General features: G+C 66.7%; 17 protein-coding genes. 4 read left to right on the plus strand and 13 right to left on the minus strand.

Annotated elements, in window-relative coordinates; translation table 11 throughout:
• Window positions 1-23: 23 nt before the first annotated feature.
• Entirely contained in the window at window positions 24-1,142 is a 1,119-nt protein-coding gene (locus AC6I6X_RS01420) for a Gfo/Idh/MocA family protein (protein ID WP_497928734.1), read from the minus strand.
• A 108-nt stretch (window positions 1,143-1,250) separates the two neighbouring features.
• A complete protein-coding gene (gene lipP1, locus AC6I6X_RS01425; protein ID WP_497928735.1) occupies window positions 1,251-2,216 on the minus strand; it encodes a LipP1 family hormone-sensitive lipase in 966 nt (321 codons plus the stop codon).
• 195 nt (window positions 2,217-2,411) lie between these two features.
• On the opposite strand from lipP1, the gene kynU reads away from it, so the two are divergent.
• A complete protein-coding gene (gene kynU, locus AC6I6X_RS01430) occupies window positions 2,412-3,710 on the plus strand; it encodes a kynureninase (RefSeq protein ID WP_497928736.1) in 1,299 nt (432 codons plus the stop codon).
• A gap of 26 nt (window positions 3,711-3,736) precedes the next feature.
• Here kynU and AC6I6X_RS01435 read toward each other — a convergent pair whose 3' ends face one another.
• From AC6I6X_RS01435 to AC6I6X_RS01470, 8 genes are all read right to left on the minus strand, one after another.
• Complete coding sequence (locus AC6I6X_RS01435; protein WP_497928737.1) at window positions 3,737-4,705, minus strand: sugar phosphate isomerase/epimerase family protein; 969 nt, start codon at window positions 4,703-4,705, stop codon at window positions 3,737-3,739.
• Between the two features lie 194 nt (window positions 4,706-4,899).
• Window positions 4,900-5,982 (minus strand): Gfo/Idh/MocA family protein, encoded by a 1,083-nt coding sequence (locus tag AC6I6X_RS01440; RefSeq protein WP_497928738.1) that lies wholly within the window; start codon window positions 5,980-5,982, stop codon window positions 4,900-4,902.
• Between the two features lie 123 nt (window positions 5,983-6,105).
• Window positions 6,106-6,309, minus strand: coding sequence for a DUF8005 family protein (locus AC6I6X_RS01445; RefSeq protein WP_497928739.1), 204 nt, complete (start codon window positions 6,307-6,309; stop codon window positions 6,106-6,108).
• On the minus strand, window positions 6,302-7,513 hold the full coding sequence (locus AC6I6X_RS01450) for an ABC transporter ATP-binding protein (protein ID WP_497928740.1): 1,212 nt from the start codon (window positions 7,511-7,513) through the stop codon (window positions 6,302-6,304). The genes AC6I6X_RS01445 and AC6I6X_RS01450 overlap by 8 nt, the downstream gene beginning before the upstream one ends.
• Window positions 7,514-7,532: 19 nt before the next feature.
• Window positions 7,533-8,531, minus strand: a complete 999-nt coding sequence (locus tag AC6I6X_RS01455; protein WP_497928741.1) for a carbohydrate ABC transporter permease — start codon at window positions 8,529-8,531, stop codon at window positions 7,533-7,535.
• 1 nt (window position 8,532) lies between these two features.
• Window positions 8,533-9,552 carry a carbohydrate ABC transporter permease gene (locus AC6I6X_RS01460; RefSeq protein ID WP_497928742.1) on the minus strand — a complete coding sequence of 340 codons (1,020 nt, stop codon included), beginning with the start codon at window positions 9,550-9,552 and terminating at the stop codon, window positions 8,533-8,535.
• Window positions 9,552-11,027 (minus strand): extracellular solute-binding protein, encoded by a 1,476-nt coding sequence (locus tag AC6I6X_RS01465; RefSeq protein ID WP_497928743.1) that lies wholly within the window; start codon window positions 11,025-11,027, stop codon window positions 9,552-9,554. Before AC6I6X_RS01465 ends, AC6I6X_RS01460 begins: the two co-directional genes overlap by 1 nt.
• A gap of 220 nt (window positions 11,028-11,247) precedes the next feature.
• On the minus strand, window positions 11,248-12,324 hold the full coding sequence (locus AC6I6X_RS01470) for a TrmB family transcriptional regulator (RefSeq protein ID WP_497928744.1): 1,077 nt from the start codon (window positions 12,322-12,324) through the stop codon (window positions 11,248-11,250).
• A gap of 202 nt (window positions 12,325-12,526) precedes the next feature.
• On the opposite strand from AC6I6X_RS01470, the gene AC6I6X_RS01475 reads away from it, so the two are divergent.
• Complete coding sequence (locus AC6I6X_RS01475; RefSeq protein ID WP_497928745.1) at window positions 12,527-13,366, plus strand: DUF8054 domain-containing protein; 840 nt, start codon at window positions 12,527-12,529, stop codon at window positions 13,364-13,366.
• Window positions 13,367-13,384: 18 nt separating this feature from the next.
• On the opposite strand, the gene AC6I6X_RS01480 is transcribed toward AC6I6X_RS01475, so the two are convergent.
• Window positions 13,385-14,350 carry a carbohydrate kinase family protein gene (locus AC6I6X_RS01480; RefSeq protein WP_497928746.1) on the minus strand — a complete coding sequence of 322 codons (966 nt, stop codon included), beginning with the start codon at window positions 14,348-14,350 and terminating at the stop codon, window positions 13,385-13,387.
• A 165-nt stretch (window positions 14,351-14,515) separates the two neighbouring features.
• On the opposite strand from AC6I6X_RS01480, the gene AC6I6X_RS01485 reads away from it, so the two are divergent.
• A complete protein-coding gene (locus AC6I6X_RS01485; RefSeq protein ID WP_497928747.1) occupies window positions 14,516-15,112 on the plus strand; it encodes a hypothetical protein in 597 nt (198 codons plus the stop codon).
• A gap of 102 nt (window positions 15,113-15,214) precedes the next feature.
• On the opposite strand, the gene AC6I6X_RS01490 is transcribed toward AC6I6X_RS01485, so the two are convergent.
• Entirely contained in the window at window positions 15,215-16,291 is a 1,077-nt protein-coding gene (locus tag AC6I6X_RS01490) for a methionine synthase (protein ID WP_497928748.1), read from the minus strand.
• The gene (locus tag AC6I6X_RS01495; protein ID WP_497928749.1) at window positions 16,288-17,292 is read right to left on the minus strand and encodes a 5-methyltetrahydropteroyltriglutamate--homocysteine methyltransferase; all 1,005 of its coding nucleotides are present in this window, start codon (window positions 17,290-17,292) and stop codon (window positions 16,288-16,290) included. Before AC6I6X_RS01495 ends, AC6I6X_RS01490 begins: the two co-directional genes overlap by 4 nt.
• 200 nt (window positions 17,293-17,492) lie before the next feature.
• On the opposite strand from AC6I6X_RS01495, the gene AC6I6X_RS01500 reads away from it, so the two are divergent.
• A complete protein-coding gene (locus AC6I6X_RS01500) occupies window positions 17,493-18,323 on the plus strand; it encodes a VOC family protein (protein WP_497928750.1) in 831 nt (276 codons plus the stop codon).
• Window positions 18,324-18,359: the final 36 nt, after the last annotated feature.

The following is an 18,359-nucleotide window of genomic DNA, read 5'->3' on the forward strand; positions in this document are numbered from 1 at the left end:
ACGTTGTCGGATCGACCCAGTCGCTACTCGATGGCGATCCACTCGCCGCGCTCGTCGCTCTCCTCGATCGCCGCGAGCACGCGCTGGGCGGCGAGGCCGTCCTCGAAACTCGGCGCGAAGTCGTCCCCCGCGGCGACCGCGCGCAGGAACTCGTAGTTCTCGTGGACGAAGGTGTGCTCCCAGCCGATGACGTGGCCCGGCGGCCACCAGTGGTCGACGTAGGGGTCGTCCTCGTCGGTGACGAGGATCGTCTCGTAGCCCCGATCGCCCTCCCGCAGGAGTTCGAGTTCGTTCAGGCGTTCGAGCGAGAACCTGAGACTGCCTTTCGAGCCGTGGATCTCGATCGTGTGGTCGTTTTTGTGCCCCGTCGCGAACCGCGACGCCTCGAGGGTCCCCATCGCACCGTTTTCGAACGCCACCTGCGCGGAGTAGGCGTCGTCGACGGTGACCGGTCTGGTCTCCTCGCTGCCTTCTACCGGCCGCTCCTCGACGAACGTCTGCAGGTGCCCGCTCACCCGCTCCATCTCGCCGGCGAGGTCGTCGTCGCAGACGAGGAACCGCAGGAGGTCGACCGTGTGCGCGCCGAGGTCACCGAGCGCGCCGGAGCCGGCCATCTCCGCGTCGTTGCGCCACGACCACGGCGCGTCGGGGTCGACCAGCCAGTCCTGGAGGTACCGCCCCCGGACGTGGTGGATCTCGCCGAGTTCGCCGTCGTCGAGCAGCCGCTTCGCGTACCGGATCGCGGGGACGAACCGATAGTTGAACGCCGTTCCGTTCGTGACGCCGGCGTCGCGAGCGGCGTCGGCCATCCGTTCCGCGTCCTCGAGCGTCGGCGCGAGCGGTTTCTCGCAGAAGACCGGGGTGCCGGCCTCGAGCGCCGCGATCGAGGGCTCGGCGTGGACGTGGTTCGGCCCGAGATTGTAGAAGACGTCGACCTCGTCGACGACGTCCGTCCAGTCGGTCGCGATCGAGTCGAAACCGAGTCGATCGGCCGCCTCGCTCAGGGCCTCCTCGTCGCGGCCGACGAGCACGCTCCGCTCGACGGCCGGGGCGTCCGGGAAGAACATCGGGAGCCGAGAGAGGGCGTTTGCGTGTGCTTTCCCCATGAACCGATAGCCGAGTACGCCGACTTCGAGCGTCATGTGTATTCGTTCACAACAGCTATAGTTAGAAGTTTTCGTCCCGACGATCGAGTTCGTGTCCGGATATGTCTCGAAAGCGGAAATGCCGACGTCTCGAGAGCCGAAACGTCACAGCAACGACGACCCGTTCCCTCCGATCGCGGTGGTTATCTCGTCTATCGCGACCGCGGCGCGGTCGACGTCGTCGGTGAGGCTCAGAAACCCGTGCGCGAGCGACGGATAGTGGAAGTGGTGGGTTTCGACGCCGGCCGCTTCCAGTCGGTCGGCGTACGCGACTCCCTCGGACCGGAGTACGTCGTGACCGGCAGTTGCGATCACGGCGGGCGGACAGCCGGCAAGCGTCTCGGCGCGCAACGGCGCTGCGAGCGGATCGTCGGCGTCGGTGGGATCCGCGAGGTACTGCTCCCAGAACCACTCCATATCCGCGCGAGAGAGGAGCACGGCGTCGGCGTGCTCGCGGTAGGATCGCGCGTCGAAATCGCGGTCGAGGATCGGATAACAGAGCACCTGCGCAGCCAGCGAAACGTCTCGATCGCGCGCTCGGAGCGCGACTGCGGCGGCGAGGCCGCCCCCGGCGCTGGTCCCCGCGACGCCGAGGCGATCGGGATCGACGCCGATCGAGTCGGCGTTGTCGCGCGTCCACTCGAGGGCGGCCCAGGCGTCTTCGACGGCCGCGGGAAACGGATGCTCGGGTGCCAGTCGGTAGTCGACCGAAATTACCACCGACCCGACGCGCGTCGCGAACCCCCGGCAGAGGTCGTCGGCGGAATCGAGCGTGCCGAGGACCCAGCCGCCGCCGTGACAGAAGACCAGCGCCGGCAGGGAACCGTTCGTCGCCTCGGCCGGCGTTTCGGGCCAGTAGATCCGCAGGGGAAGGTCACCGCCGGGTCCGTCGATATGCCGGTCGACGACCTCCTCGACGGGCGGCCCGGTTCCCGCCGAAAACGCCTCGTCTTCGACGCGTCGCGCTTCGGCGACGGACATGCTGTGCCACGGAGGGAGGTCGGCTACCCGGCCCGCCCGGAGAACGTCGGCGAACTGCGGGTCCAGTTCGTCGGCTGCGTCTCGATCCATACGCCGTTCCACGTACCGACTCCCAATTAGCGGTTCCCATCGCGTCGAGGCGGTCGGAGCGCGACGAGTGACGCGTGTCGTCGGTGCTCACCACTCCGCAACCCCGCGGGAACAGAAGGACGAGTTCCGTGAGCACGATACCAGTGAGCGTGCGGACGTCGAAACGTTTCAGTCGGACCCGTCCAACCGTACCCTATGGACGATTTCGACCCGGACCGAGCTCACGACGACGGCGTCGCGTACGCCCGCCGTCGGGACGCCGACGACCCGCTCTCGAGGTTTCGAGATCGGTTCGACGTTCCGGACGACATCTATCTGGACGGCAACTCGCTGGGACCGATCTCGGATGCGGCCGAGCAGGCACTCGAGCGAGCGGTCGAGGAGTGGCGGGAGTTCGGTATCAGGGGGTGGACGGACGCGGACCGGCCCTGGTTCTGGTACGGCGAGTCGCTCGGAGACGCCCTCGCGCCGCTGGTCGGTGCCGACGGCGAGGAAGTGGTCGTCGCAAATTCGACGACGGTCAACATCCACACGCTCGTCGGCACGTTTCTGGACGCTCGAGGGGACCGTCCGCCGGGGATTCTGGTCAACGAACTCGACTTCCCGACCGACCACTACGCGATCCGTGCACAGTTGCGCCAGCGCGGGTACGATCCGGACGAACACCTCCACGTCGTCGAGAGCCGAGACGGCCGCACGATCGCGGAGGCTGATATCGTTGCCGCGGTAGACGACCACGAGGTCGGCATCGTGTTCATGCCGTCGGTGCTCTATCGAAGCGGACAACTGCTCGATATCGAGCGCATCACCAGTGCGGCCCACGAACGGAACGCACTCGCCGGGTTCGACCTCGCACACTCGGTCGGCGTCGTCCCGCACGACCTCTCGGACGTCGGCGTCGACTTCGCGGTCTGGTGTCACTACAAGTACCTCAACGCCGGACCGGGTGCGATCGCCGGACTGTACGTCAACGACCGTCACTTCGGTACGACCCCGGCGCTGGCGGGGTGGTGGGGACACGAGAAGGAAACGCAGTTCGAACTTCGCGAGCGGTTCACGCCCGCCGATTCGGCCGGGGCGTGGCAAATCGGGACCGTCCCGGTGTTCAGTGCTGCGCCCCTCGCCGGGGTGCTCGAGCTCGTCGACGAGGCCGGTATCGACGCGATTCGAGCCAAGTCGCTCGCGCTGACCTCGTATCTCATCGCGCTCGTCGACGACCGGCTCGCGGATCTGGACTGTTCGATCGCGACACCGCGGGCCCCGGACAAGCGGGGCGGCCACGTGGCGATCGAACACCCCGAGGCGGAACGTGTCAGCGAAACCCTCCGCGAGCGCGGCATCGTCGTCGACTTCCGCCCGCCGAATATCGTTCGAGTCTGTCCGGCACCGCTATACACTCGCTTCGTCGACGTCTGGGAGTTCACGGAGCAGCTTCGAGAGGTTCTCACGAATCGCGACTACGAGAACGCAGACGTCGGCGACGAGGTGACGTGACGGGCAGAGAGAAAGACGTGTACTCCCTACTCAGCCCAGTAGGCTTCCCCGGGCTGTTCCCGGAATAGTGCCCGATCGAGCAGTTCGACGGCCTTCTCGAGGCCCTCGCGGGAACTGGTCAGCGAGTCCTCGTGTTCGATGCTCAGCGTGCCGTCGTAGTCGACCATCCGCAGGGTCGAGACGAGGTCCTTCCAGTGGGACTCGTCGTGGCCGTAGCCGACCGATCGGAACAGCCACGAGCGGTTCGGTTCGTCGTCGTAGGCGGTCGTGTCGAGGACGCCCTTCTCGCGGGCCTGTTCCTCGTAGATCCTGGTGTCCTTGGCGTGGAAGTGGTGAATCGCGTCGCGCTCGCCGAGGAAGCGGATCGCGTCGGTGATCGAGATGCCCTGCCAGTAGAGGTGCGAGGGGTCGAAGTTCGCGCCGACGCGCTCGTTGGTCGCCTCGCGCAGGCGGGCCATCCCGTGGGGTTCGTAGACCAGCATGTTCGGGTGCATCTCGATCGCCACGTCGACGCCGTGATCGTCGGCGAACGCCGCGAGGTCGGCCCAGTAGTCGACGGCGACCTCCCACTGGTACTCGTGGGCGTCGGCGTGCTCGGGCGGCCACGGGGCCGTGATCCAGTTCGGTACCTCGTCGTCCGGGCCGCCGGCGGGCAGCCCCGAGAAGCAGGTGACCGTGTTTACGTCGAGTTGCGCGGCGAGTTCGATCGCCTCCCGGAGTTCGGTATCGGCCGCGTCGGCCCGCTCGTCGTCCGGGTGAAGCGGGTTGTTGTGCGTCGCGAGCGCGCTGATCTCCATCCCGTACTCCTCGAGCAGGTCGTGGAGGTCCGTCTGGGCGTCCTCGTCGTCGAGATAGTCGTCGCGAACGAGGTGGTCGTCACCGGGGTAGCCGCCGACGCCGGGTTCGATCGCGTCGACGCCGATGTCCGAGAGGTACTCCAGCGCGCCTTCGAGCGATTCGTCCGCCAGCGGCGGGGTGTGAACGCCGATATTCATACGGTCGATTCGACGGCATCCCGGACCATAAATCCAGTGCCGGAAAATCGCACAATTTGACGAGTAACGCGGCTCTCGGGCCGTATTTCGTGCTTTCCGATCGGGGCTAACCGACGGTCGCGCCGTCCCGTCTCGTCGGGCGCGTCGACGCCGATCGGCGTTCCGGCTCCGGGCCGGTCCCGGACGCGTCCGGGTCAGATCTCCTGGAGTCGCTTCGCCAGCGAGATCGTCTGCCCCTCGTCGCTCGAGCGGTAGATGGCGTCGACGACCCGCTGTACCGTCAGCGCCTCCTCGACGCCGCTTCCCTCCTCGCGGCCGGCGTCGATCGCCTCGAAGAACGCCCGCTGTTCGGCCGCGTGCGGGTCGTTCTCGCGAGGCTCGATCGTCGCGTCCACGAAGTGGTCGGCGCCGTCGGCGCTCGCCGAGTGGATCGTGAGGTCGTCCTCCGTGAGGTCGAACCGCGCGGCGGCCTCGGTCCCGCGAACGACGAACTCGTGGGTCGGCGGTCGGTTGGTCGCCCACGCGACCTCGAGCGAGATCGTGTGGTCGTCCGCACAGCGAACGAACGCGCTCGCGGAGTCGTCGACGTCGAACGCGCCGGGTCCCTGGTCGTCGCCCCACATCTCGAGGTAGGCGTAGTCCTCGCGGGAGCCGAACTCCGATCGGGTGACGCCGGAGACCTCTTCGACGTCGGGGCCGCCGAGCAGGTACAGCGCGAGGTCGATCGCGTGGACGCCGAGGTCGATGAGGGCGCCGCCCCCGGAGATCTCGCGCCGGGTGAACCACGAGCCCCGACCGGGGACGCCGCGCCGGCGGACGTAGTTCGCCTCGACGTGGGTCACCTCTCCAAGCTCGCCGCGTTCGATCCGCTCCCGGAGCAACTGGACCGTGTTCCGGAAGCGGTTGTTGAACCCGACCATGCAGGTGCCGTCGGCTTCCCGTGCCGCGTCGGCGATCCGCTCGGCGCTCCCGATCGAGTGGGCCAGCGGCTTCTCGAGGAGGACGTGCAGGTCGCGATCGAACGCCGCCAGGGCGTACTCCTCGTGGAACTTGTTCGGGGTCGTGACGATGACGGCGTCGACGGCGTCGAAGAGGGCCGCGTGATCCGCGTAGGTCTCGACCCCGTAGCGATCGGCGAACCGGTCGCGCGCCTCGGCCGAGACGTCCATCCCGCCCACGAGGGGGACGCCGAGGTCCGCGAGCCGATCGGCGTGGTGGTGGCCGATGTTTCCGAGACCGACGATGCCGGTCCGGACGGCCGGGAGGTCCGACGTCATCGATCCTCCACTGGGTCGTCGCATCCGATCGAGACGGTCCGAACGGCGCCATCGCGCGACGGGAGGCGATCTGCGCCGTCGGTCGTGATCTGCGCTCGCTCACCGCGGAGGGCTCCGCTGCGATCAGTACAACTGCTCTTCGTTCTCCTGTCGTTCATTGTCGTGTTCCTGCTGTCGCTTGCGTCGGTGTCTGCTGCGTCGATACTGCCGGATTCCGGGGACGATCTTGTTCTTCACGTCGAGCGCGAACGAGACGATCCCGTAGATCCAGAAGAAAAACAAGACCGTCAGCCCGCCGTAGTAGACGATCGGAACGAGGCTACTCATGCTGGCCACCGGATTCGGCTTCCGCCGCGGCCTCCGCCTCGCCGCCGGCCAGGTGCCGGGCCGACAGGTCCGCGATGCCGTGGGTAATGGCGTCGCCCGAGGCCGTCTCGAACAGGTGAATCTTTGATCGATCGAGGACGACCGACACGGATTCGTCTTCGGCGATGTCGGTGTCCGGGTCGACGCTCATCAGGAGCTGGTTCGACGCGGCCGAGGCCTCGTCGCTGGTCATCATCTCGCCGCTCGTGCCGTCGAGCGAGAGGTAGACGAAGATCTCGTCACCCATCGGCTCGAGGACGTCGGTTTGGGCCTCGATCAGTTCCGAACGGCTCCCGACGGCGTCGGCGTTGCGCTCGAGGTAGATGTCCTCGGGGCGGATCCCCATCGTGATCCCGTCGTCGACGGGCTCCAGTTCGCCGGGATCGAACGCGAGGTCGAAGTGATCGGTCTCGAGTCCGTTGCCGGTCAGGTCGCCTTCGACGAAGTTCATCGACGGCGAGCCGATGAAGCCGGCGACGAACAGGTTCGCCGGCTCGTTGTAGCAGGTAAGCGGCGGGTCGATCTGCTGGAGTTCGCCGGCGTTGATGACCGCGATCCGATCGGACATGGTCATCGCCTCGGCCTGGTCGTGCGTGACGTAGATGATCGTCGTGTCCAGCTGCTTGTGGAGCCGCTGGAGTTCGGTACGCATGTGGACGCGCAGCTTCGCGTCCAGGTTGGCGAGCGGTTCGTCCATCAGGAAGACGTCGGGTTCGCGGACGATCGCGCGAGCGATCGCGACCCGCTGTTGCTGGCCGCCCGAGAGTTCGTTCGGCTCCCGATCGAGCATCCCCTCGAGCTGGACGACGTCCGAGGCCTGTTCGACCCGGCGATCGATCTCGTCCTTGTCGTAGTTGCGCAGCCGGAGGCCGAACGAGATGTTCTCGTAGACGTCCATGTGCGGGAACAGCGCGATGTTCTGGAAGACCATCGAGACCCCGCGGTCCTTCGGCGGAAGGGTCGTGACGTCTCGATCGCCGATGTGGACCGTTCCCTCCGTCGGTTTCGTGAGGCCGGCGATCGTCTCCATCGTCGTCGACTTCCCGCATCCCGAGGGGCCGACGAGACAGACGAACTCGCCGTCCTCGATGTCGAGGTTCATCTCGTCGACCGCGACGACGTCTTCGTAGCGTTTCGTGACGGTGTCGAGTGTTACGCGTGCCATGGGTTGTGTGTGAGTATCGTCATTCTTTGAGTGCGCCTGCGGTCAGTCCGCTCACGATTCGTTCCTGCGCGACGATGACGAGGATCACCACGGGGAGGACCCCGACGATGCTCGCGGCCGCCATCAGGTTGAAGTCGGTCGTGTACTGGGTCTGGTAGCTCAGGATGCCACCGACGAGCGGCGACCAGTTCTCGGGCCGGTTCTCCAGCGCCATGATCGAACTGAAGAAGTACTCGTTGTAGACCGAGATGAACGTCAACACGGCGGCGGTCGCGACGCCGGGGGCCGAAAGCGGCATGATCACGCGGAACAGCGCCCCGAGCCGCGTCGTTCCCTCCACCCTGGCGGCGTCCTCGAGCCCGTCTGGAATCTGGGCGTAGAACGTCGTCAGGATGAAGATCGCGAGCGGCAGGAACAGCGCGCTAAACGGCATGATCATCGATCCCGGCGTGTTCACGAGCCGCGGTGCCTCGAACAGTTCGATCCCGAGGAACGGGACGACGACCGCGTTCCCGAGGAACGCGTCGAACAGCGGGATGAGAAACGCCGCCGGCGGGAAGTACGAGATCACCAGCACCGCGAGCATCAAGGCCCCGCGGCCGGGGAACTCGAGGCGCCCGAACACGTACCCAGCGAGGGTCGCCACGGCGAGGACGATGATCGTGGTCGTCGTCGCGAGCACGAAGCTGTTGAAGACGAAGAGGTGGAACGGCACCTGCTGGAACACTTCCACGAACGCGTAGACGTTGAACCCCTGCGGATGCGGGAACTCGATCCCGATCACCGGCAGGGACCAGTCGCCCGTCAGGATCTGGCTGTTCGGCGTCAGCGCGAGGACGAGCAGCCAGTAGAACGGGAACAGCGTCGTCACGAGGAAGAACGAACACGCGACCCAGAACAGCGCCCTGTAGAGGCGCTGGCGCTTCGCTTCGTCCTCGAGGACGCCGCGAGCCCACCTGTTCAGCGGCCCCTCGTCGGCGTCCGCCTCGTCGTTCCGGGTGTCGGTTGCGGTCGCCACGTCAGATCCCCTCCTTGTACTGCTGGTAGATGACGACCGTCACGATCACGCCGATGATGCCGGCCGTCACGAACGCGACCGCGGAGGCCAGGCCGCGACTCGAGTAGAACGTCTCGACGACCATACACGACAGCGACGGCACGGTCGTACAGCTCGAGACGGAGTCGATCAGGCCGTAGATCCGCATCGCGTCGATCGTCCGGAACAGGACGGCGATTCCGAGCGACGGCAGGACCAGCGGGAACGTGATCAGCTTGAACTGCTGCCACTTCGAGGCCCCGGCGACCCTCGCGACGTCGTAGAGGCTTCGATCGATGCTCTGGAGCCCCGCGAGGATGAGCAGGGCCATGAACGCCGTCGTCTTCCAGATGTCGGCGACGGTCACGATCAGGAACGCGCTCGTCGGATCGTTGAGCGTGTTCGTCGGGGCGACGAGGCCGAACGACGAGAGGTACTGGGTCAGGAACCCGGTGCTCGGGTGGAACATCAGGTAGAAGATCATCCCCTGGATGACCAGCGGGATCGCCCACGGGATGATGATCGCCGCGCGAACCCAGCGCCGTCCGCGGAACTCCTTGTCGAGCACGAGCGCCTGCCCGAACCCGATCAGGGTCTCGAAGAAGACGCTCACGACGGCAAAGAGGATCGTCACGACCAGCGTACTACGGGCCCAGCCCTCGAGGTGGACGAACGGGAAGCTCCCGCTCGTCGAAACGTCGGGGAGGAACGTAACCGACCCGGGGAGATTCGAGTTCGCGTTCCCGGTGAACAGGTCGACGTAGTGCTGAACGCCGACGAACTCCGGCCCGGAGTTCCCCAGGATGCCCGTGTACATCGACAGTTCGAACGTCCGCAACAGCGGGTAGAGCGCGATCGTCGTCAACAGGACGAACACGGGTGTCAACAGCAGGTACGCGAACGCCGTCTCGCCCAGGTTCTCCAGCCACCGCGTGAGCGCGACGAGCGGTCCCGACTGGCGGGATTCCCGACCGCTGTCGACCGACTGTCGTTCTGTACTCATTATTCGTTTTCGATGTCTTCGATCGCGCTCTGGAGGTCAGCCGCAGCGTCTTCGGGGCTCTTCTCGCCGGCGACGGCCTGGTTGGCCTGTTCGGCGATCGCCGTCGCCTGGTTGGGCCACTTGGTCGTCACGGGTCGCGGCATCGCACCCTCGCCGGCGACGCGAAGCGTGCTCATGTAGTTGGCCACGTCCCCGATGGCGTCGGGATCGGTCGCCTCGTCGGAGTCGAAGAGGGCCGGTTTCGGCGGGAGCCACGCGATGGCCTCGAGCATTCCGAGGTTGAAGTCGTCCTCCGTCATGGCGGTGAGCACCTGCAGGGCCGCGTCTTTCCGCTCGGAGTTGGGGTTGAGCCCGATGTGCCAGCCGCCCTGGGCGGAGGTCGACCCGCCCGTTCCGGGGTACTCGCCCTCGCCCTCCTCGACGGCGTAGGGGAGCGGCATCACGCCGAGGTCGTCCGGCCCCTCGAAGTCGTACTCGCCGCTGAGCGCCTCGACGATCGCGTACGGCCAGTTGCGGTGGAAGGCCGCCTCTCCCTCGGTGAACGGTGCGAGCGCCGGATTCTCCGTCCACGAGGTGATGTCCGGCGACGCGACTCCCGTGGGGTAGTCGTCGAGCGTGGACTCGTCCTCCTCTTCGGCGGCCAGCGTGTACATCATGCTGAGCGCCTCGATGAACTCGGGTTCGTCGACGGTCACCGGCCGCTCGCCGACGGGGCCGGCCAGGTTCTCCTCGCCGCCGAAGTACGCGCCGCCGAAGGAGGTCATGACCTCGTTGAAGGTACAGCAGGCGGTTCCCTCGTAGACGTCCCACTGGGTCGAGAAGCCGAACTCGGCGTCAGACGCCTCGACGATCTCTTCGGCCATCTCGGCCCACTCCTGCCAGGTCATCGGCTCGGATTCCCACTGGTCGAAGTCCTCGTCGGAGTAGCCGGCCTCGCGGGCGTACCCCTTGTTGTACAGCATGAGCGCGTAATCGGGGAACAGCGGGACCCCGAAGAGGTTGCCGTCCGGATCGCGGGCCGTGTTGGTGAACGCGTCGAAGTACTCCTCGTCGATCCGGGAGAGGGTGTCGTCGTCCAGTTCTTCGGACAGGTTCGCGATGTATCCCCGTTCGATCAGGACGTTCGCCCACCCGGTGTCCATCATGAACAGGTCGGGCGAGGACTCCTGTGCCTCGAGGAGGGAGATGTACTGGTCGCGCTGTTCGCCGGTATCGTCCGACTGTTCGCTGAACTGAATCTCGACTTCGTCGTCGACGCCGTTCTCGTGGAGCAGGTCCGGGAGGTTGTCCTCGACGTCCGAGATGGTCGTCGACCCCATCGCGATCGTCACGGCGTTCTCGGCGCTTGTATCATCGCCGTAAATACAGCCAGCCAGGCTGGTCGCGGCCCCGCCGGCTCCCGCTGCCTTGACGAAGGTTCGTCGCGACACGCCCGCGTCATCGTTCTCGTTCCCCTGTGAGTATCTCTCACTCATAGAAAAGAGTATGAGGGTTATTCGTATTTATAACTAATGGATCAACTACAACAGGTGTAGTTAACCAGAGTTATTCTGTCAGCGGGAGACGACGATCGGGATTCCTGAACGGACCGACGGCTCGCGGATCCTGTCGAGACTCGCCTTCGCGTTCACAAGCACGCGTCTGCAGAACCGAGTTAAACCGTCGAAAACGGACGCACGACGCGTCGACTCAGCCTCACTCGATCGACTCGATCGTGATCCGCATCGCCTCGTAGTCCTCGATCATCGCGCCCCAGCCGCCGACGGTGAAGCGCTCGTCACCATCGGCGACCGTCAGCGAGGCCTGGCCGGCCAGCTGCGAGAGGGGCGTCGCCCGATCGTCGCTCGCGGAGATACCGGCGTACGTGGCGTCGACGATGGTCCCCTGTCGGGTCGCCTCGCGACCCGTGTTCGTCTCGAAGCCGCGGATCGTCGCCTCGATTTTTCGGTCGTCCTCGAGCAGCGGCATGACCTCCTGGAGACACTGCCGGAGATCGACGTAGGTGAGCGGCGGCTCCTCGCGGCGGGCCGAGTAGATCGTCTCCTGGACCTCCCAGAGGCAGGTCAGGAAGTACCAGTGGAAAACGTACGAGTGGGTCCGATCGTTGACGATGACGCCGTACTCGTTCGTCGACCCGCCGTGCGGTGAGAAACAGGTCCACGATCGATCGACTAGCGCGAGAAACGGCGAGGGGATGTCGCGGTACCGCGCTTCCGTGGACGCACGCGCCAGAGCGTCTTCTGAAGGAAGGTCCGGATCCTCGTCGAGCGGCGGGAACAGGCAGACCTTGACGTCGACGTCGTTCTCGACGGCGACCGCGAGCGCATCCGAGAGCTCCGCGAACTGGGCGGGCGTCAGGCCGATCTGGACCTGGTTCGTGGCCGATCGGATCAACTCGTCGGTTCGGGTCAGTACCGTATCGAGCCGTTTGACGATGCTGACCTTGTGATCCTCGATGTCCGGCCGACTCCACCGATCCTCGATCTCGTCGGCGGCGGTCTCGAAGCGATTCGCTCGGGATCGCAGGTCGGCGAGCACGTCCGCCGGATCGTGGGCCCGGGCGTGCAGGCTGTCCTGCTCGTAGGTCTCGATGTACCCCTCGTCCTCGAGGTCGCGCAACACGTCGTATATTCGCGGGTCGGGGACCGAACTGGCCTGTGCGATGTCGGTCGCCGACGCGGACCCGAGTTCCAGCAGCGTCACGAACGCGTCGGCCTGGTACGGCGAGAGCCCGGCGTCCTCCAGCGTCTCGATGAGTTGGTCGCCATCCATCGCGACTCACCACCCCGCGAGGTCGGGCGTCGATCGATCGCGTCCGCCGTCGATCCGGCGATCGGGGCCGCTCGCGGGGACGCGGTGTGATCGACTCCTGTGCGTGTTCGTCTCTTTCATTCCTGAAAGGATATAACACCTGTTGTAAAAAAGACTGTCGCTGGCGCCACACTCAAGACGGTCGGGGGGAAACGAACGCGCCATGACCGATCCACTCGAACGGGTACGCCGGCCCGAATACACCGGCGAGAACCGGTGCTGGCCGTGTACGATCACCAACAGTCTCCTGCTGACCGTCCTCGTCGCAGCGGCCGCGTGGCGCGGTCGACGGCTCCTCGCCGCCGCGATCACCCTCCTCGGGGCCGGCGCGATCGCACTCCGTGGCTACGTCGTCCCGTACACGCCCCGGTTCGCGCCGCGTCTCGTCGCGGCGCTCCCGCTCGACGCGTTCGATCACACCGATCCGGTCACGGAAACGGGGTCGCTCTCGGGCGCGGGCGAGGCGGCCGGGCACGACGAGGGAGACTCAGCGCCCACCGGCGAAGCGGTTCTCACGGAACTCCTCGAGGCCGAGGCCGTCGTCGCCGAGGGCGACGAAATCCGCCTCTCGGCCGACTTCCAGGACGACTGGCGTCGGGAGATGCGGGCGCTTCGCGAAGGAGACCTCGCGACGCTCGCACGGGTCGCCGACGAACAGACGCCGCCACGGATCGAATCGCGGACGAGAAAGGGCTGGGGCCGTCCCGTCCTGGTGCTCGAGAGCGAGGACGCCCCGCCCGTCACGCTCCGACGGGGGATCGCCGTCGCCGAACTCGCCGCCGCACGCGCCCTCGAGTCCCGCGTCGACTCCGGCGCGATCCGCCGCGCCGCCGGCCGCCCGTTGCGATCGCTCCTCGAGACGTGCCCACTCTGCGACGGCGAGTTGACCGTCGCCCAGTCGACCTGCTGTGGCGACGTGACGCCGATCGGAAAGACGCCACCGGAGAAACTGGTCTGTCCCGACTGCAACGAGCGGTTCTTCATCTTCGAGGACGAGCGCTGAGCGGATCCCGCCCCGCGATCACTCGTCCGCGATCGATCCGTCGCCGATCGAGCCGACGGTCTCCCGGTCCGGGAGCGCCGCCATCGCGCCGGCGGCCGTCGTCGCGGCGGCCCCGACCGCGTTGGCGAACGAGAGCGTCGCGGTCAGGTCGCGTCCCTCGCGCAATCCGACGATCGCCCCCGCGACGAAGGCGTCTCCCGCACCGGTCGTGTCGACGACGTCGGGATCGTAGCCGGGGTGACTCGCGGCACCCGCCCACTCGGTCTCGTCACCGGCGACGGCGATCGCCCCCGATCCGCCGCGGGTGACGAACACCACGTCCGGCCCGGCCGTCATCGCGTCCCTGGCGATCGCCTCGGCGGTCTCGCCCTCGAAGCCGAGCCGCGAGAGTTCCCCCTCGGTCGCTTTCAGCACGTCCACCTTCGAGAGCGCCTCCCGGACGACGCGCCGGTAGGTCTCCGCGTCCGGCCACAGTTCCGGGCGCTCGTTCGGGTCGAACGAGACGGTACACTCCAGGTCTGCGGCCCGATCGAGCAGTTCGAGCGTCGCCTCCCGGGACCGGCCGCTGGAGAGCGTCACGCCGCCGGCGTGGACCCACTCCCGGTCCGCGAGCACCGCGTCGTCGATGCGCCCCGGTTCGAGGCGCGTGTCTGCGGTTCCGTCCCGGTAGAACGAGAACTCCCGATCGCCGCGCTCGTCGTGCGTGACGAACGCCAGCGAGGTCTTCGCGTCGGGATCCAGTCCGAGGAACCGATCGGGGAGTCCCTGCGACGCGAGCGTCTCGTGAAGGTATCGGCCGAAGGGATCGTCGCCGACGCGCGTCCAGAACAGCGGCGCGTGCTCGAGTCTGGCGAGCGCGACGGCGACGTTCGCCGGCGCGCCGCCGGGTCGTCGTTCGAACCCCTCGACCGCCGCGATCGGGCCGGGTTCCTCGGGCAGGAAGTCGATCAACGCCTCGCCGGCGACCAGGATCTCGTGGTTCATGGCGCTCCCTTCGACCTGCCGCCCACAAGACGTTACGGGTCCCGATCGACGTTGCGAGTGTGGTCCCCGCCCCCTTCGTTCGGCGCGGTTCGTCCTGCGGGGTGCTTGCGTGTGACGCGCGATCCTTTCACTGTCGGAGCGGCGTACGACACCCCGGAGAGAACCATGAGCGTCACACTCCAGTTCGACGACACCGAGAACGTACGGCTGACGGAGACGACGGTGGAAACGCGATCGTCGAATCGAATCGAGTTCGTCGTGGACGGGCGCCTGACGATCACCGACGCGTTGCTCGGGCAGTTCGAAGGCGCGACGCTGGATCCCGTTCGCGTGACCGTCTCCGCCGACGGCACGGACGCCGTCCCGATCGACCTGACGGACCAGGCGTCGCTCCGCCTCGACGCCGTCGACGTCGACGTGGCGACGCCGGACGGGGCCGACGTCGCGGCCGGCATCGACGCGCTCGTCCCGACGACCGACGGGGGTTCCGACTCGCTCGATTCGCCGCCCGACGTCCTCTCGTTTACGGTCCACGGCGAGATCCTGAACGTCCCGACGGAGGCGATCGAGACGATCGCGAACGACGATCCACGGGTCGAGTCACTGACGTTCGCCGTCGAGAAATCGGTCAGGAGCGACGGCGGGTCTGGAACCGACGTGATCTTCGAACTCGGCCTGCTCGGTTACGGAATTATCGTCCGTCGCGACGGGTCGATCGTCGTCGGCAGCGGGGGCCCGCTGGCAAGCATCGACCTTCCCTGAGGAGTCGGATCGAGTCGTCTTCATACGGACTACTGTCAGTCAGTTCCGGTGCAATCGCGACCGTCCTGCGGTTGCACCGCGAACTCGGTACAGCAGACCGTCTCAGTCGTCCGCGGGTGCGGCCGTGCCGCGATCGACGTCGATGGTGCCCTCGTCGAGTTTCGCTTCGACGTTGCGGGCCGCCTCCACCATGTTCTCCATCTTGCCGTAGGCGACCTCGCGCGGGAGCAGCTTCACGCCGCAGTCCGGCGAGACGACGAGCTGTTCCGGCGGGACGACCTCCAGTCCCTTCTCGATGTTCTCCTCGATCTGTTCGACGGACTCGACCTCAGCGACGTGGACGTCACAGACGCCGAGCGCGAGGTCCTTCTCGAACTCGGGGTCCTTGAACACGTCCAGTTGCTCGTAGTCGCCGTTGGCGAGTTCGAGGTCGAACTCGTCGACCGGGAACTCGAGGATCTCGGGGTAGATCCGGGAGTAGTCGCCGTAGCAGACGTGGAGGCCGATGCGGACTTCGTCGGGAATGTCGGCGACGATGTGTTCGAGGGCTTCGCCCACGATCGCGTGGTCGTCGGGCGTCGTCGCGAGCGCCGGTTCGTCGATCTGGATGTAGCGTGCGCCGGCGTCGACGAGCTTCTCGATTTCCTCGTTGACGAGGTCGGCGAGGTCGTAGGCGAGTTCCTCGTCGTCCTCGTAGGCCTCGTTGAACGACCAGCTCGCGAGGGTGTAGGGACCCGTGATCGGAACCTTGACCGGTCGATCGGTCGCGCTCGCGGTGAACTCGTACTCGTCGACGAGCCAGTTCTCGTCGTACTCGACCTCGTCGACGACGCTCGGCTTGTCGAAGTAGTTGTGTCCCCAGACCTTGACGGGGCCGTTGAACTCGTAGCCCTCGATTCGGTGGGCGAAGAACTCGACCATCTCGTTGCGCCGCATCTCGCCGTCGACGACGGCGTCGAGACCCGCCCGTTCGTGTTCCTGGGTGATGAGTCGAGCGGCGTCGTCTTTCGCTTCCTGCCAGTCGTCCGCGTCGAAGTCGTGGTCGGGGTCCTCGTAGAGTTCCTTCGCGCGGTTGAGCCACTTCGGCTTGGGGTAGCTGCCGACGACGGTCGTCAGCAGGAAGTGGTCGTGCTCGTGGTTCTCGGGCCGGAACTGATCCTTGTTCTCGTTCGTGCTCATGCTGCTTTCACCTCCGCGAGGTCCGCGGCCTCTGCGAGGACCGCGAGTTTCTCCTCGAACTTGCTGTACGGCAGGTAGAACGTCTCCGTGTTCGTCGTCAGGTAGACCGTCTCGAACTCCGTGACTGGAAGCTGGTCGTACACCCAGTCGACCCGGTCGCGGATCGCCTCGGGGTCCTCGACGAGCGTGTTCTGCCCGTCGGCGAGCCCCAGCGAGACGCCGTCGGTCGCGCCGTACTCCTGGAGGTTGTACACGTTGTCCTCCTGTTCGGCCACGAAGTCGAAGCCGACCGCGTCGATATCGGCGTCGAGCAGGTGGGCGTAGACCTTCTCCTCGAGCGCGCCCCAGTAGGGTTGGACGACGACGTCGGCGTCGGTCGCGCCCGCGACCCGATCGATCGCCTCGCTGGCACGCTCGTCTTCGCCGTCCCCGGGGGCGTTCTCGACGAGCGACGGCTCGAGCAGGAACAGCGTCTCGTGGTCGGGGAAGGCGTCGACCTCGCCGGCGAGGAAGTCGGCGATCGCCGCGAGGAAGTCGGCATCGTCGCCGTAGTGTTCGTCCGTCGCGAGGTCGGCGAGCGAGTACGGGCCGGGGAGGACGGCCTGCAGGTCGTCGCCGTCGGCCAGTACCGCCGCAGGTTCGAGTTCACCGGCGACGTCGCCCGAGAAGCCGAGGTCGTCCCGGACGACGGGTTCGCGGTAGAAGTTGTTGTTGTCGTAGTAGCGGACGATCCCGCGCGTTTCGACGGCGTCGTGGACCGCCAGCGGGTGTGCGAGCATGTCGTCCCAGCGCAGTTGCCCTTCGACGATCCGATCGAGGCCGGCGTCCTGCTGGACGGCGATCACTTCCTCGCGGGCCTGCTCGTAGGCGGCGGTGATCTCCTCGCCCTCGTCACCGCTGATGAGGTCGCCCTTCTGGTGGCCCTTGAGGTCCGAGAGGTCGTCTTTCGCCCAGTCCGGGAGCGGATACAGCCCCGGCGTGGTCGAGACGTAATCAGTCATTCGTGAGGCGGGCTAGGCTATACCGACGCTTAATATTTTCCATCCCATCTAATACACGACAGTAATTCTCACGGGACGGTAGCGGCGGTTCGATCGATCGGTCGCCGCCGCGGTCGGCCGGGCATCGGGGACACCACCGCGATCGAACGCGAGACGCCGACCGGCAAGGGAGTTATCTCCCCGGCCGAGAGACCACCGGTATGGAACTGACCGTCGACCACGTCCCGTTCGCGGTTCGTGACCTCGCGGCGACGAGCGAGGAGTTCGATCAGCTCGGACTCGACCCCGAGTACGGCGGCGTCCACGGCAACGGCGTCACGCACATGTCCGTCCTCGGCTTCGAGGACGAGTCGTACCTCGAACTCATCTCGGAACGGGCGGACGGCGAGCACGACTTCTGGCCCGACCACATCCGCGCCGACGCGGGGCCGGCCGCCTGGTGCGTTCGGGTTCCCGATATCGTCGCGGCGTGCAAACGCGTCCTCGAGCGGGGATACCCCGTCCGGGGGCCGCTCTACGGCTCCCGCGAACGCGAGGACGGCACCCTCGTCGAGTGGGATCGGGCCGAGTTCGGGACGGACGCCGATCGACTCCTGTTCCCGTTCGCGATCGCGGATCGGACCCCGCTGTCGGCTCGCGTCGAACCTTCCCCGAGCGTCGCCGGCGGCCCGCTCACCGGGATCGGACAGGTCCTCCTTGGCGTAACGGACCTCGAGGAGGCCGTCCGGACGTTCCGGGACTGCTACCGGATCCCGACCCCGGTTCGCGACGAGGTTCCCGGGATCGGAACCGTGGCTTCGGTCCCCGGCCAGCCGGTAGCCTTCGCGACCCCGACGGACTACGGCTGGCTCGCCGATCGGCTCGACAGGTTCCCCGACTGTCCGTGTTCGTGTCTCCTGGCGACCGACGACCTCGCGGCCGCGCGGGCGGCCTATCCGCTTACCGACCCGATCGAGTGGCCCGACGGTCGGGTCGCGTTCTTCGAGTCGGAGACGCTCGGCCGTCGACTCGGCGTCGTCGAGCGATCGTGAGTCGATCGGTCGAAGCGACGACTCGCTCTCGGGCCG

The organism is Halosolutus sp. YCN4, assembly GCF_059736495.1.

Coding starts and splice junctions, on each gene's coding strand:
- AC6I6X_RS01480 (WP_497928746.1), bottom strand. CDS start 14,350: ATGAACCACGAGATCCTGGTCGCCGGCGAGGCGTTGATCGACTTCCTG.
- lipP1 (WP_497928735.1), bottom strand. CDS start 2,216: ATGGATCGAGACGCAGCCGACGAACTGGACCCGCAGTTCGCCGACGTT.
- AC6I6X_RS01420 (WP_497928734.1), bottom strand. CDS start 1,142: ATGACGCTCGAAGTCGGCGTACTCGGCTATCGGTTCATGGGGAAAGCA.
- AC6I6X_RS01450 (WP_497928740.1), bottom strand. CDS start 7,513: ATGGCACGCGTAACACTCGACACCGTCACGAAACGCTACGAAGACGTC.
- AC6I6X_RS01440 (WP_497928738.1), bottom strand. CDS start 5,982: ATGACGTCGGACCTCCCGGCCGTCCGGACCGGCATCGTCGGTCTCGGA.
- AC6I6X_RS01485 (WP_497928747.1), top strand. CDS start 14,516: ATGAGCGTCACACTCCAGTTCGACGACACCGAGAACGTACGGCTGACG.
- AC6I6X_RS01500 (WP_497928750.1), top strand. CDS start 17,493: ATGGAACTGACCGTCGACCACGTCCCGTTCGCGGTTCGTGACCTCGCG.
- AC6I6X_RS01460 (WP_497928742.1), bottom strand. CDS start 9,552: ATGAGTACAGAACGACAGTCGGTCGACAGCGGTCGGGAATCCCGCCAG.
- AC6I6X_RS01435 (WP_497928737.1), bottom strand. CDS start 4,705: ATGAATATCGGCGTTCACACCCCGCCGCTGGCGGACGAATCGCTCGAA.
- AC6I6X_RS01475 (WP_497928745.1), top strand. CDS start 12,527: ATGACCGATCCACTCGAACGGGTACGCCGGCCCGAATACACCGGCGAG.
- AC6I6X_RS01495 (WP_497928749.1), bottom strand. CDS start 17,292: ATGACTGATTACGTCTCGACCACGCCGGGGCTGTATCCGCTCCCGGAC.
- AC6I6X_RS01490 (WP_497928748.1), bottom strand. CDS start 16,291: ATGAGCACGAACGAGAACAAGGATCAGTTCCGGCCCGAGAACCACGAG.
- AC6I6X_RS01465 (WP_497928743.1), bottom strand. CDS start 11,027: ATGAGTGAGAGATACTCACAGGGGAACGAGAACGATGACGCGGGCGTG.
- AC6I6X_RS01470 (WP_497928744.1), bottom strand. CDS start 12,324: ATGGATGGCGACCAACTCATCGAGACGCTGGAGGACGCCGGGCTCTCG.
- kynU (WP_497928736.1), top strand. CDS start 2,412: ATGGACGATTTCGACCCGGACCGAGCTCACGACGACGGCGTCGCGTAC.
- AC6I6X_RS01445 (WP_497928739.1), bottom strand. CDS start 6,309: ATGAGTAGCCTCGTTCCGATCGTCTACTACGGCGGGCTGACGGTCTTG.